General features: G+C 65.2%; 15 protein-coding genes. 9 read left to right on the top strand and 6 right to left on the bottom strand.

The genetic code is table 11. The features are described 5' to 3' along the window. The first annotated feature begins 248 nt into the window (after positions 1 to 248). The 3 genes from ACSSV8_RS12935 (at position 249) to leuB (ending at position 3,268) form a co-directional block, all read left to right on the top strand. Positions 249 to 1,088 carry a hypothetical protein gene (locus ACSSV8_RS12935; RefSeq protein ID WP_354537591.1) on the top strand — a complete coding sequence of 280 codons (840 nt, stop codon included), beginning with the start codon at positions 249 to 251 and terminating at the stop codon, positions 1,086 to 1,088. A 62-nt stretch (positions 1,089 to 1,150) separates the two neighbouring features. Further along, the gene (locus tag ACSSV8_RS12930) at positions 1,151 to 2,086 is read left to right on the top strand and encodes an endonuclease/exonuclease/phosphatase family protein (RefSeq protein ID WP_454282713.1); all 936 of its coding nucleotides are present in this window, start codon (positions 1,151 to 1,153) and stop codon (positions 2,084 to 2,086) included. 75 nt (positions 2,087 to 2,161) lie between these two features. Continuing rightward, the gene (gene leuB / locus ACSSV8_RS12925; protein WP_354537593.1) at positions 2,162 to 3,268 is read left to right on the top strand and encodes a 3-isopropylmalate dehydrogenase; all 1,107 of its coding nucleotides are present in this window, start codon (positions 2,162 to 2,164) and stop codon (positions 3,266 to 3,268) included. 33 nt (positions 3,269 to 3,301) lie between these two features. Here the strand turns inward: leuB and ACSSV8_RS12920 are convergent, their stop codons facing one another. Both ACSSV8_RS12920 and ACSSV8_RS12915 read right to left on the bottom strand, forming a co-directional pair. After that, the gene (locus ACSSV8_RS12920; RefSeq protein WP_454282712.1) at positions 3,302 to 3,703 is read right to left on the bottom strand and encodes a c-type cytochrome; all 402 of its coding nucleotides are present in this window, start codon (positions 3,701 to 3,703) and stop codon (positions 3,302 to 3,304) included. Positions 3,704 to 3,768: 65 nt separating this feature from the next. Beyond that, a complete protein-coding gene (locus ACSSV8_RS12915) occupies positions 3,769 to 5,343 on the bottom strand; it encodes a lysine--tRNA ligase (RefSeq protein ID WP_454282711.1) in 1,575 nt (524 codons plus the stop codon). Positions 5,344 to 5,460: 117 nt separating this feature from the next. Here ACSSV8_RS12915 and ACSSV8_RS12910 point away from each other — a divergent pair, with 117 nt between their 5' ends. From ACSSV8_RS12910 to ACSSV8_RS12885, 6 genes are all read left to right on the top strand, one after another. Further along, positions 5,461 to 5,886, top strand: coding sequence for a tellurite resistance TerB family protein (locus ACSSV8_RS12910; protein WP_454282710.1), 426 nt, complete (start codon positions 5,461 to 5,463; stop codon positions 5,884 to 5,886). Between the two features lie 70 nt (positions 5,887 to 5,956). Beyond that, positions 5,957 to 6,745, top strand: a complete 789-nt coding sequence (gene rpiA / locus ACSSV8_RS12905) for a ribose-5-phosphate isomerase RpiA (protein ID WP_354537597.1) — start codon at positions 5,957 to 5,959, stop codon at positions 6,743 to 6,745. 46 nt (positions 6,746 to 6,791) lie between these two features. Next, a complete protein-coding gene (gene rbfA / locus ACSSV8_RS12900; RefSeq protein ID WP_354537598.1) occupies positions 6,792 to 7,187 on the top strand; it encodes a 30S ribosome-binding factor RbfA in 396 nt (131 codons plus the stop codon). A gap of 97 nt (positions 7,188 to 7,284) precedes the next feature. Further along, positions 7,285 to 8,067 (top strand): phosphodiester glycosidase family protein, encoded by a 783-nt coding sequence (locus ACSSV8_RS12895; protein ID WP_454282732.1) that lies wholly within the window; start codon positions 7,285 to 7,287, stop codon positions 8,065 to 8,067. A 38-nt stretch (positions 8,068 to 8,105) separates the two neighbouring features. Then, a complete protein-coding gene (gene truB, locus ACSSV8_RS12890) occupies positions 8,106 to 9,011 on the top strand; it encodes a tRNA pseudouridine(55) synthase TruB (RefSeq protein ID WP_454282709.1) in 906 nt (301 codons plus the stop codon). Beyond that, positions 9,008 to 9,565, top strand: a complete 558-nt coding sequence (locus ACSSV8_RS12885; protein ID WP_454282708.1) for a DUF1643 domain-containing protein — start codon at positions 9,008 to 9,010, stop codon at positions 9,563 to 9,565. The genes truB and ACSSV8_RS12885 overlap by 4 nt, the downstream gene beginning before the upstream one ends. 85 nt (positions 9,566 to 9,650) lie before the next feature. Here the strand turns inward: ACSSV8_RS12885 and ACSSV8_RS12880 are convergent, their stop codons facing one another. The 4 genes from ACSSV8_RS12880 to hflK all read right to left on the bottom strand — a co-directional run bounded on the left by ACSSV8_RS12880 (position 9,651) and on the right by hflK (position 13,486). After that, on the bottom strand, positions 9,651 to 11,081 hold the full coding sequence (locus tag ACSSV8_RS12880) for a Do family serine endopeptidase (protein ID WP_454282731.1): 1,431 nt from the start codon (positions 11,079 to 11,081) through the stop codon (positions 9,651 to 9,653). 169 nt (positions 11,082 to 11,250) lie between these two features. After that, positions 11,251 to 11,448 carry a DUF2065 family protein gene (locus tag ACSSV8_RS12875; RefSeq protein ID WP_354537603.1) on the bottom strand — a complete coding sequence of 66 codons (198 nt, stop codon included), beginning with the start codon at positions 11,446 to 11,448 and terminating at the stop codon, positions 11,251 to 11,253. Beyond that, on the bottom strand, positions 11,445 to 12,323 hold the full coding sequence (gene hflC, locus ACSSV8_RS12870) for a protease modulator HflC (protein ID WP_354537604.1): 879 nt from the start codon (positions 12,321 to 12,323) through the stop codon (positions 11,445 to 11,447). The genes ACSSV8_RS12875 and hflC overlap by 4 nt, the downstream gene beginning before the upstream one ends. Before the next feature lie 2 nt (positions 12,324 to 12,325). Next, positions 12,326 to 13,486, bottom strand: a complete 1,161-nt coding sequence (gene hflK, locus ACSSV8_RS12865; protein ID WP_454282707.1) for an FtsH protease activity modulator HflK — start codon at positions 13,484 to 13,486, stop codon at positions 12,326 to 12,328. Between the last annotated feature and the right edge of the window lie 17 nt (positions 13,487 to 13,503).

Below are 13,503 nucleotides of genomic sequence, written 5' to 3'. Positions count from 1 at the left end.
ACAGCCACAAAATACGCTATTTCATGAGGTTATGCCGGGGTTTTACCCGAAGGTTGATGCATTGCTGCACCAACTACGCCATGAAATTGCCCGATATCTTGCGTTCTCCTTACCGGGTTATTGCGTTGTGAGGTGAAAGAGGGCAAAAATTGGGCAGGATTGAGGCAGACCGCCATAATTGGCGGGATCATGACGGGACAAGGGGGCGGCACCGCATCGCACCCGACCGGTATCAGAAGGAACGGGCAGTGGGCGCGCAAACCCCGGCAGCAATTTCTCGTGCGATCCTTGTCGCCGTGCTGGTGATGGTGCCCGCGCTCCTGTTGCCATTCACCAAGTCTGACACGGCGCAGATGGTCATGATATTCGCTGTCCTGGCCTCGGTTCTGACCTTCATCGAGTATAATTCCCGCTACCCGTCGATCGTCGAGTTCCGCTTCGCCCCGCCCTACAACCGGCTCAGGTTCTTAACGCTCGCTGCGATCCTCATAACGCTGTCGCTCATCATCCGCGGAGAGGTGGCCCCGACCAAGGCGACGATCCTGCTGACAAGCCTCGCGGACGGCCTTGGGGCGGCAGTGGATTTCCCGTATTCGCCGGTCGGCCTGATGGTCGTGATGTTGCCGCCTGACGCCGACCCGGCCCTCTTCGCACAGGTGCGGCGCGCTGCGGGCGTCTCCTACATGGCCTCTCTGGTGATGGTCCTGATTTTCCTGACGCTGGTGCGGTTTCACGGCTGGCCAAACCGCGGGAGCGGCTTCAATGTCTGGGTGAACATGCCGCTCTTCGATCCCACGGGGGGCGGTGACGTGGTGCACCGGATCGGGCGGGATGCGGGCCTCAACATGGTTCTGGGTTTCTTGCTGCCTTTCATCATACCTGCCATGGTTACGCTGGCGTCCTCGATTCTCGACCCGGTAACCATAACCGATCCGCACACCCTGATCTGGACAACAACGGCATGGGCCTTTCTTCCCGCAAGCCTGCTGATGCGCGGCATCGCCATGAGCCGGATCGCGGCCATGATCGAAGACAAACGCAAACGCACCTATACCGCGAAGGGGCCGGGCACCACGCAAGGCGTCTGAGCGCGCTTTGGCTGCTGATCCTTGTGCTGATCTCTGCGCCGCTGCACGCCGGAAGCGTCCGGGTGGCCACGTGGAACGTGGCCCTTGCCCGGCCCGGCCCCGGCCTTCTGCTGCGCGACATCCGGAGCGACGCGGACCCGCGCATGGCCGCGCTCGCGGATATTCTGGCCAAGGTCGCGCCGGATATCCTGCTGCTGCAAGGCGTGGACCATGACCGCGATCTGATGGCGCTCACCGCCCTGCGCGACCGGATTGCGCGGGCGGGGCCGGTCTATCCCCATGTCTTTGCGCCGCGGCCCAACAGCGGCTGGCCCACCGGGCTTGACATGGATGGCGACGGGCGGCGCGGGGGTCCCGGGGATGCCCAGGGCTATGGCGCGTTTTCCGGTCAGGGAGGCATGGCGCTTCTGTCGCGCCACCCCATCGACACGGGGGCCGCGCGCGACTGGAGCGCGCTTCTCTGGCGCGACCTTCCCGGCGCGCTCTTGCCGGAGGTGGATGGGCGGCCTTTCCCGTCTGAGGAGACGCAAGCCGTGCAGAGGCTCTCGTCGGTCGGGCATTGGGAAGTGTCGGTCACGCTGCCCGAGGGGCGGCTGACGATCCTTGCCTTTCACGCCGCGCCGCCGGTCTTTGACGGGCCGGAGGACCGCAACGGGCGGCGCAATGCCGACGAAATCCGTCTCTGGCAGCACATCCTCGACGGCCGGTTCGGTCCCGCGCCGGAAGCGCCTTTCGTGATCGCGGGCGTGGCCAATCTTGACCCCGCGCGCGGCGAGGGACGGCACGAGGCGATCCGCGCGCTTCTGCGTGATCCGCGTGTGCAGGACCCGTTGCCGGACCTCGCGACAGCCCGATGGCCGCAGACCGGACCCTTGCGCGTGAGTTATCTCTTGCCCTCTGCGGGTCTCACCGTCACCGATGCGGGCCTGCACCTCACGCCCGAGGACGATCTGACCGGCCCGCACCGCCTTGTCTGGGTGGACCTCACGATCGACTGAGCGCACCCATTCTTGACCCCGCCGCGCGCGGGGGATAGGCCATCGGACAATCAAACACCCAAGAGGACAGACCCCATGCCCAACCCCTCGCTTCTCATCCTGCCCGGTGACGGAATCGGCCCCGAAGTCATGGCCGAGGTGCGCCGCATCATCGACTGGTTCGGCGCCAAACGCGGCATCGCCTTCGACGTGAGCGAGGATCTGGTCGGCGGTTGTGCCTATGACAAGCACGGCACGCCGCTGCACGACGACACCATGGCCCGCGCGCAAGAGGTGGACGCGGTGCTGCTCGGGGCCGTTGGCGGGCCGCAATATGACAGCCTCGATTTCAGCGTGAAGCCCGAGCGCGGCCTTCTGCGCCTGCGCAAGGAAATGGACCTCTATGCCAACCTGCGGCCTGCGCAATGCTTTGATGCGCTCGCCGATTTCTCCTCGCTCAAGCGCGACGTGGTGGCCGGTCTCGACATCATGATCGTGCGCGAACTGACGAGCGGCGTCTACTTCGGAGAGCCGCGCGGCGTGATCCGCGAGGGCAACGAGCGCGTCGGCATCAACACGCAACGCTATACCGAATCCGAGATCGCCCGCGTCGCGCGCTCGGCCTTCGAGTTGGCGCGCAAACGCTCGAACAAGGTCTGTTCGATGGAGAAGGCCAATGTGATGGAATCCGGCGTGCTCTGGCGCGAGGTGGTGACCGAGGTGCATCAGGCCGAGTATCCCGATGTGGAGCTCAGCCACATGTATGCCGACGCGGGCGCGATGCAGCTGACCCGCTGGCCCAAACAATTCGACGTGATCGTGACCGACAACCTCTTTGGCGATCTGCTGTCGGACCTTGCGGCGATGCTGACGGGCTCTCTGGGGATGCTGCCCTCGGCCTCGCTCGGGGCACCGATGGCCAATGGCCGGCCCAAGGCGCTTTACGAGCCGGTGCATGGCTCCGCCCCCGACATCGCAGGGCAAGGCAAAGCCAACCCCATTGCCTGCATCCTCAGCTTTGCCATGGCGCTGCGCTATTCCTTCGATCTGGGCGACGAGGCCGCGCGCGTGGAAGCGGCTGTGGAAAAGGTGCTGGCAGACGGCGTGCGCACCGGTGATCTGATGGGGCCGGACGGCGGCACGCCGGTCTCCACTGTCGAGATGGGCGACGCGATCCTCGCCGCACTCGACGCAAGCCTCTGAGGCAAAGGGGCGCTGGCCGCAGCGGTCGGCGCCCTACCCCTCCTGAATGCTCTCCAGATAGGCCAGAAGCGCGGCCAGCGGGCGCGGCGTCGGCGTGAGCACCCCGTCGCCCACATCCACCGGCACCGTATCCCCGCGCAAGAGCAGGCCGAATTCCGGCATCTCCTGCCCCGGCAGGCCGGTGCGGTCATAGCCGTCGATCACCGAGAGGACCCGCGCGCGCGGGAACGCCCCGTTGCCAAGCCGCGTCAGGTCAGAAGGCGGAGGGACCATCCCCTTGGCCCATGGCCCGTCGCCCCGGCCGCCCGCGCCGTGGCATTGCGCGCAGTTCGCGGCAAAGAGCGCCGCGCCCTCCGCAGGCTCGGGCATCGACACCGCCTGAACGCAGGCGGCAAGGCCAAGGGCGGCCATCAGGGTGACAAGGGGATACTGCATCGCGGGCCTCATGCTCTTTTGCACCGGAGGCTACCAAGCCCCCGGCGCGCGCGCAATGATCCGCGTCAAGCCATCTCGCCCGCCAGCGCCCGGTCAATGAGCGCCACGGTCTCTTCCACGCCGTAAAGGGCGATGAACCCGCCGAACCGTGGCCCCTGCGAGGCCCCCAGCAACACCTCGTAAAGCGCCGTGAACCAGTCGCGCAGCGGCTCGAACCGGTCGCGTCCGACGTCGTAGACGATGCCTTGCAGCGTCTCGTCGTCGCGCGCGCCCTCATGCGCAGCCAGCCGGTCGCGCAGATCGACGAGCGCCTCGCGCTCCAGATCGGTGGGCGCGCGATAAACCTTGTGCGGTGCCACGAAGTCCTCGTAATAGCGCACCGCACCGCCCGCCGCCGCGTCAAGATCGGGATGCGTCTCGGGGCTGGCGTCGGGCGCATAACGGCGGATGAAGCCCCAGAGCGTGGCCTTGTCCTGCGCGGCAGAGACCGACGCGAGGTTCAAAAGCATCGAGAAGGGCACGACCATACGGCTCTCGGGCACGTCGCCGTTGTGGATGTGATGCACCGGGTTGTTGAGGCGCTGCGTGATGTCCTGCCCGGCATAGGCGCGCAGTTGCTGGTGGTATTCGTCCAGCGCCTTGGGGATCACGTCGAAATAGAGCCGCTTGGCCGTCTTGGGCTTTTGATACATGAAATAGCTCAGGGATTCCGTCGCGGCATAGCGCAGCCATTCGTCGATGCTGATCCCATTCCCGCTCGACTTGGAAATCTTCTGCCCGGTCTCGTCGAGAAACAGCTCATAGGTGAAATGCTCCGGCGCGCGTTCCCCAAGCGCCCGGCAGATGCCGTCATAAATGGGCGTGTTGGTGGAATGGTCCTTGCCATACATCTCGAAATCGACGCCGAGCGCGGCCCAGCGCGCCCCGAAATCCGGCTTCCATTGCAGTTTGACGTTCCCGCCGGTGACGGGAAGCGTCCATTCGCGCCCCGTCTCGTCGTCAAAGGTGATCTCGCCCTTCGCACCATCGACATGCTTCATCGGCACGTAAAGGACGCGGCCCGTCTCGGGGTGGATCGGCAGGAAGATCGAATAGGTCTGCTGGCGCTCCTCGCGCAGGGATTTCAGCATGATCGCCATGATCGCGTCATAGCGTTCGGCGGCGCGGCGCAGCACCTCGTCGAACTGCCCCGAGCGGTAGAACTCGGTGGCGGAAATGAACTCATACTCGAAGCCGAACGTATCGAGAAACCGCCGCAGCATGGCGTTGTTGTGCGCGCCAAAGCTGTCATGGGTGCCGAACGGGTCGGGCACGCTTGTCAGCGGCTTTTGCAGGTGTTCGCGCAGCGCGCCCTGATTGGGCACGTTCCCCGGCACCTTGCGCATCCCGTCAAGATCGTCGGAAAAACAGATCATCCGCGTCGGAATATCGCTGATCACCTCGAAGGCACGGCGGATCATCGTGGTGCGCAGCACCTCGCCGAACGTGCCGATATGCGGCAGGCCAGAGGGGCCATAGCCCGTCTCGAAGAGCACATGGCCCTTCTCCGGCGGGGCCTTCTCATAGCGTTTGAGCACCCGGCGCGCTTCTTCAAAAGGCCAGGCTTTTGATTGCATTGCGGCGTCGCGCAGATCGGACATTGCTCAAACTCCAGATTTTCCGTGCGGGGACAGGACCGCGCGGCTTCGCGCTACCTATTGCCGGGAGGCGGGACAGTCAATATTCTGCGCCGCAACATCACCCCTGAAAGGCATCCCATGTCCGATCCCGTCCCCCATCCGCTCAGCCCCGAGGATTGCCTCGTGGCGGTGATGATTGCCGTCTCGGCCTCGGACGAGGACATGCGCACCGCCGAGCTTGTCAAGATCGAGAGCCAGATCAACAACCTGCCGGTTTTTGCCAATTACGATCTCGACCGGCTGCGGGTCATGTCGCAGACCGTGTTTGACCTCTTCGCGGTCGAGGACGGGCTTGACGCGCTTTTCGGGCTGATCCGTGCCAACCTGCCCGAACGCCTCTATGAGACGGCCTATGCGCTGGCCTGCGACGTGGCGGCCGCCGACGGCACGCTCAACGACCGCGAATTGCGCCTGCTCGAGGAAATGCGCTACGAGTTGAACATCGACCGGCTGCACGCAGCGGCCATCGAGCGGGGCGCGCGCGCGCGTCACATGACCGTCTGAGCGCGATTGCCCCTCGCACCGCGCGGCCATCGCGCCTATAAGACCGGGCAAAACCACGCGGAGATGTCCCATGACCGGAGAATTGTCCCCCATCGACAAGGCCAAGTTCGTCGCCGCCAAACGCTCGGTCGATTATATCGAGGACGGGATGCGCGTGGGTCTCGGCACCGGCTCCACCGCTGCGTGGATGGTGCGCTGTCTGGGCGAGCTGGTGCGCGAGGACGGTCTCAGGATCAAGGGTGTGCCCACCTCCACCCGCACCGCTGAACTGGCCCGCGAGGTCGGCATCGAGGTGATCAGCCTCGACGAGGCGAAATGGCTTGATGTGACGATCGACGGCGCGGACGAGTTCGACGTCAATCTCAACCTGATCAAGGGCGGCGGCGGCGCGCTATTGCAGGAAAAGATCGTCGCCACCGCCAGCGACCAGATGATCGTGATCGCCGATATCGGCAAGGAGGTCGAGACACTCGGCGCCTTTCCGCTCCCGGTCGAGATTATCCCATTCGGCTGGCAGACAACGAAATCGCTGGTCGAGGAACTCTTGATCAACATGGACGTGCTGGGCCGCGACGCCACGCTGCGCATGAACGGCGACCGGCCCTTCATCACCGATGAGGGAAATTACATCGTCGACCTGCATCTTGCCCGCATCGGCAACCCGCATCAGCTTGCCATGGCGCTCAACCAGATGCCCGGGGTGGTCGAGAACGGCCTGTTCCTCGATATATGCGACGTTGTGATCCTCGGCTTCGGCGACGGGCGGGTCGAGACGCGCGACATCAACGACGGCACCGTGTCCGAGGACCGGATCGACTTTGTCGAAAGCGAGAATCTTTTCACCGATCTCGGCGATTGAGCCTTGCCCGCTTGGCATGGCGTGTTCCAGGGATTAGATGCGCCTCATGGCACGACACCAGACACATGACGGCCCCGGCCCCTCGCAACGGCAGTTGCGCGTCGGAGAGCTGATCCGCCGCACCCTGTCGGAGGTGCTGATGCGGGGCGATATCCACGATCCCGAGTTGAACCGCCTGTCGATCACCGTGGGCGAAGTGCGCTGTTCGCCCGATCTCAAGATCGCCACCGCCTTTGTCATGCCGCTTGGCGGGCGGGGGGCGGAGGACGCGGTCACGCTGCTGGCGCGCAACAAATCCGAATTGCGCCGCATCATCGGGCGCAAGGCGGGGCTGAAATTCACCCCCGATCTGCGCTTTCGCCTCGATGAGACGTTTGACCAGATGGACGAGACGCGGCGGCTTTTCGCAGAGGACAAGGTGCGCCGGGATGTGGAGGGGTAAAGGCCCCGGCCTGCGGCAAGCGCGCGTCATTGTCCGGCTTGACCGGGCAATCTCGTGGGTCGGGCTGTGGCCGGAGATGCTCCGGTCAAGCCGGAGCATGACGGGCACAGGCGGGACAGGACCGCGCGCGCTTGCCTCTGCGCTTCTGGCCGCGCTTGTTCTGCTCGCCCCCCTCCCCGCCGCCGCCTTCTGCCGCGCCATCACCTTTGAGGGTGCAGGCTATACGCTCTGCGGGGCCGATGCCGCGCGCGACGATATCCGCCTCTTTCTCAATGACCCGACGCGCGATACGCCGCTTGGCAGTTTCGCCAATATCGACCGGCAGCTGAAACCCGAGGGCAAGCGCCTTGCCTTCGCCATGAACGGCGGCATGTATCACGCCGACAGACGCCCCGTCGGCCTTCATGTCGAGGCAGGACAGGAGATAGCGCCCCTCGTCACCTCCGCAGGGCCGGGCAACTTCGGGATGTTGCCCAACGGCGTGTTCTGCGTGACCGGCACCACCGCCCATGTCATTGAAACGCGCCGCTTCGCGCGTGAGGCCCCCACCTGCCGCTTTGCCACGCAATCGGGGCCGATGCTGGTGATCGACGGCGCGCTCCACCCCCGCTTCCTCGAGGAGAGCGGCAGCCGCCATATCCGCAACGGTGTCGGCACCTCGGCTGACGGGCGGCGCGTGTGGTTTCTCATCTCCGACGCGCCGGTGAATTTCCACCGCTTCGCCCGCGTTTTCCGCGACCACCTCGGCGCGCCACAGGCGCTCTATCTCGATGGCAAGGTGTCACGGCTCCACGCGCCGGGGCTTGCGCGCTCCGATCTCGGGTTTCCGCTCGGGCCGATGGTGGGCGTGGTGGTTGACGGCGGGACTGCACTCGACTAGGCGCTCGACCCTGATCTGAAGACAACAAGGGACCGGACATGGCACGAAAGCCAAAGGGGCGCGACCTTTCGGGATGGCTGGTGGTGGACAAGCCCGCGGGCCTCACCTCCACCGCCGTGGTCAACAAGGTCAAGTGGGCGCTTGAGGCGCGCAAGGCGGGCCATGCCGGCACGCTCGACCCGGAGGCGACCGGCGTTCTGGCCATCGCGCTCGGCGAGGCGACCAAGACCGTCCCCTACATCACCGAGGCGCTCAAGGCCTACCGTTTCACCGTCCGGCTTGGGCAGGCGACCAATACCGACGATGCCGAGGGCGAGGTGATGGCGACAAGCGACGCGCGCCCCGGCGATGATGCGATCAAGGCCGCACTCGGGGCCTTCGTGGGCGAGATCATGCAGGTTCCGCCGCGCTTTTCCGCCGTCAAGATCGACGGTGAACGCGCCTACAAGCGCGCCCGCGACGGCGAGGAATTCGAGGTCGCGGCCCGACCGCTCTGGGTCGAGGAACTGCTGCTTGTGGACCGGCCCGATGATGATACGGCCGTGCTCGACATGGTCTGCGGCAAGGGCGGATATGTCCGCGCCATCGCCCGCGATCTTGGCGAGGCGCTCGGCTGTTTCGGCCATGTGGTCACGCTGCGCCGTCTCTGGTCCGGGCCGTTCGACGCCGAGGACGGGGTGAGCCTCGAGACGATCGAGGCACTGGCCCGCACCGGCGATCTGGACACCTATATTCGTCCGCTGGAGGAGGGGCTTTCGGATCTGCCCATGGTCACCGCCACGCCCGAAGGCGCGGCGCGGCTGCGCAACGGCAATCCCGGCATGGTGATCGCAAGCGACGTGGACTATGGCGAGGAATGCTGGGCCGCATTGGACGGCCGCGCGCTTGCGGTGGGACACTACAAGGCAGGCGAATTGCACCCCGTGCGCGTCTTCAACCGATGAGCGCCCCCGAGGACCGGCACGACCCCGGCGGCAAGGTGCGGCTGCGCCTGCCCGACGGTGTCATCGGCGGGGCGACGTTTTCACCCTGCGGGCGCTACCGGCAGGCTCTGACCCGCGACTGGACACACGAGGGCGCGCAGCCCCGCGCCGTGCTCTTTGTGGGCATGAACCCCTCGGTGGCCAGCGCCGAGATCTCTGATCCCACCTGTCACCGCGAATTGGGCTTTGCGCGCGACTGGGGCTTTACCCGCTATCTCAAGGGCAATGTGCTGGACTGGCGCGCCACATCGCCGCGCGACCTGCCCGCACCCGATCTGGCGTGCAGCCCGGCCAATATCCCCGCGCTCCTCGCCATGGCCGAAGAGGCCGAGTTGATCGTCATGGCCTATGGCAAGCTGCACGCGCGCTATGGCGGGATCGTGCGCGCGGCCACACTCGCCCTGGCCGCAACAGGCCGCCCGCTACGGTGCTTCGGCCTCAACAAGGACGGCTCGGCCAGGCACCCGCTCTATCTGCGCAAGGATGCGGCGCTGGTGCCGTTTTCGATCGCATAGCCGATCGGCTCACCCGACACCACGTCCCCGGAACGCGAAAGGCCCCCGAACGGAGGGCCTTTCACAAGACTGGACGCGGTTGCGCCTATTCCTCGATCCCGAGCGCCACAAAGCGCGGATCGCCCGCCCGCCGCACCAAGAGCAGGAGGGACCGCCGCCCCGCCTCGCGCGCCTCGGCGATGCGGGCATCCATGTCGGCGATGCTTGCCACCTTCTGCTGGCCCGCTTCGGTGATCACGTCACCCGCGCGCAGGCCCTTCTCGAAGGCTTCGGAGGCCTCGTCGACGCCCGTCACGACCAGCCCGGTCACGCTGCTGTCAAGCTCAAGCTGCCCGCGCACCTCGTCATCGAGCGGTTGGAGCGTCACCCCAAAGACGGATTTCTCCTCGGGTGCCTCCGGCGCGCCGCCGGGCTGCACCACCGGGATCGCGCCTTCGGCTTCCTCACGACGGCCAAGCGTCACCCGCAGCGTCTGCGTCTTGCCCTCGCGGAACACGATCACGCGCACGGTCTTGCCCACCTCGGTATTGCCCACCTGCCGCACAAGGCTGCGGGTGTCGGCCACGTCACGCCCGTCAAAGGACGTGATCACGTCGCCCGAGAGCATCCCGGCCTCCGCCGCCGGCCCCTCGGGCACATCGGTCACAAGGGCGCCTGCGGCCTTTTCCAGCCCCATGGCCTCGGCCACGTCCGGGGTCACGTCCTGAATGCGCACACCCAGCCAGCCACGCCGCGTCTCGCCGAATTCCTGCAACTGCGCGACCACCTGCTTGACCACGTTCGCGGCCATGGAAAACCCGATCCCGATGGATCCGCCCGTGGGGCTCAGGATCGCGGTGTTGACGCCCACGACCTCGCCATCGAGGTTGAAGAGCGGCCCACCCGAATTGCCCCGATTGATCGCCGCATCGGTCTGGATGTAATCGTCATAGGTTCCCGACAGCGCGCGATTGCGCGCCGAGACAATCCCGGCGGAGAGCGAAAAGCCCTGCCCCAGCGGGTTGCCCATGGCGAGCACCCAATCGCCCACACGCGCGGTGTCGCTGTCGCCGAACGTCACGTAGGGCAACGGCGTGTCGCTCTCGACCTTCAAGACCGCGATGTCGGTCTTGGGGTCCGTGCCGATGACCTTGGCGGGCAGGGTCTTGCCCGAGAAGAACTCGATGTTGATCTCGTCCGCGCCCTCGATCACGTGGTTGTTCGTGACCACGAAACCGTCCTCGGAAATGACAAAGCCCGACCCAAGCGCCGAGGACCGCCGTGGCCGGTTGCCCTCCTCCATCTGGTCGCGGAACCGCTCGAAGAAATCCTCGAAGGGCGAGCCTTCGGGCACCAACGGGCTTGCACCGGCATCGCCCTCGACCATCGTCGAGGTGGTAATATTGACCACCGAGGGGCTGACCTTCTGCGCCAGATCGGCGAAACTGTCAGGGCGCGCCTGCGCGATCATCGCCTGAGCGATCAAGAGCCCGATGCTCAATGCCAGCAGCCACAGGGCGCGCATCGGACCCTGCATCGGTCGTGTTGCGCTAATTACAGATTTGCTCACTCCGAACTCTCCTTTGATCAATTCCGGCTCTCGCCGGTCTGACTCAGCGTGCATGAGGGAATGTAGGGTCGCACGGGTCAATCGCAAAGCCCCTGCCATCGTGTCACCCCTATGTGATCCTCATGACACGCGAAAATCAAGCGCCAAGCGCCTTGGCGACCCAGATGAGCGCCAACCCCGTCACCAGCGCCAACAGACCCAGAAGCCGCCGCGCCTCGGGTGGGATCGCCGCCAGCGCCACAAGCATCTGCTCTACAAGCGAAGGGGCCAGCGCATAGACCAGCCCCTCCACAAGCAGCACCAGCCCGAGGGCCAGAAGCGCCGTTTCGATCATTCGGTGCCGCTGCCCGACCGGAAGTAATCGAAAAACTCGCCGTCCGGGGTCATCACCAGCATCGAGTTTTCACCCCCGAGCGATTTTTCGTAGGCTTCCATCGAGCGGTAGAAGGCAAAGAACTCCGGGTCCGCGCCAAAGGCTTCGGCAAACACCGCGTTGCGCTCTGCATCGGCCTCGCCCCGGATCACCTGCGCCTGCCGTTCGGCATCCGACAGCGTCTCGGTCACGGTCCGGTCAGCCAGGGCGCGCACCCGCTGCGCGGCCTCGTTACCACGCGCGATCTCGTCGGCAGCCTCGCGTTCACGCTCGGCGCGCATCCGCGCGAAAGTGGCTTCAAGGTTCTGATCGGGCAGGTTGGTCTGCTTCAGGCGCACATCGACCACGTCAAGACCAAGACCCTCCGCGCTGCGCTGCGCCTGCTGCCGAATGCGCAGCATCAGGCTGCGCCGTTCCTCTGACAGAATCGTGTCCGACGTCACCTGATCGGCACCCAGCACTTCGCGGATCTGCGCATTGAGGATCGACGACAGCCGGTCTTCGGCCATGCGGATACCGCCGACGCCGACCGCCTGACGGAACTGGACCACGTCACGAATCCGGTAGCGCGCGAAGGCATCGACCACCAGACGGCGGTCATCCGAGGGCGTCACCTCGATCGTGTCGGTATCGAGCGACAGGATACGGGCGTCATAGCGCACGACTTCCTGAATGAACGGGATCTTGAAGTTCAGCCCCGGCTCTTCCTTCACGGACTTGATCTGGCCAAATTGCAGCACCAGCGCCTTTTCGCGCTCGTCCACGACGAAGATGGACGACAGCCCGAGGAAAATCGCGACGACAAAAAACGGAAGGATGAATTTACCCTTACCCATGATCAATTCCCCCCTGCATTCGGATTGCTGCGACGCAGCTCATTGAGCGGCAGATATGGCACGATGCCGCTGCCGCCAGTGCCGCCATCGCCACCCAGAACCGCATTGTCCAGAATCGTCTTGTCGATTCCACCCAGAACCCGCTCCATCGTTTCGATATAAAGACGGCGGCGCGTGACCTCGGGTGCCTTGGAATATTCCGTGAGAACCGACGTAAAGCGGCTCGCATCACCCTGTGCCTCGTTGACCACGCGGGCACGGTAGCCCTCGGAGTCCTCGAGGATCTGCGCGGCCTGACCACGCGCCTCGGCCAGCACACGGTTGGCATAGGCATCGGCCTGACGTTGCAGACGGTCGCGCTCCTGCTCGGCGGCCTGCACTTCGCGGAAGCTGTCGATCACCTCGCCGGGCGGATCGGCTCTGTCGAGGTTGAGGCGAACAATCCGAATGCCGCTATTATACTCGTCCATCGTTTCCTGAATGTTGGCCATCGCCGTATCGGCGATGATTCCGCGATCCCGGTTGAGGATCGGCGACAGGTTCGACGCGGCGATGATCTCGCGCATGACCGATTCGGACACCGCCTGCACCGTCAGCTGCGGGTCGCGGATATTGAACAGAACCTTGGACGGGTCGGAAATGTTCCAAACGACCTGAAAGTCGATATCGACGATATTGGCATCGGTGGTCAGCATCAGCCCCTCTTCGCGCCCGCCGACCCGCCGACCGATATCCTCGGTGCGCTCGGAGGTTACGTTCACGATCTCGGCCGAGACGATCGGCCACGGAGCAAAGTTCAGACCCGGATTGCCGGTCTTGTAGTATTTGCCAAGAAACAACTCGACGGATTGCTCTTCCGGCTTGACGGTGTAGAGGCTGGAAAACACCCAAAGCGCGACCGCGCCAAGCGCCGCAAGGCCAATCGTGCCCTTGCCGAATTTCGGTCCCTCTCCGCCGCCGCCTGCGCCGCCCCGGCCGCCGCCGCCGCGCCCGCCCATCAGCACGCGCAACTGGTCCTGACCCTTGCGCACCAGATCTTCGATCTCGGGGAGTTGCGAGCCGCCTTCGGGCGGTCGCCTGCCGCCACCGGGCGGGCGCCGGTCGTCATCGCCACCGCGATTGCCGCCTCCACCGCCCCACGGGCCACCATTGTTTCCAGCCATGAACATCTTCCCTTGTT

The organism is Roseovarius sp. MBR-79, from assembly GCF_053628555.1.
The sequence above is the reverse complement of the archived record's forward strand: the minus strand, read 5'-3'. Positions and strand labels throughout refer to the sequence as shown.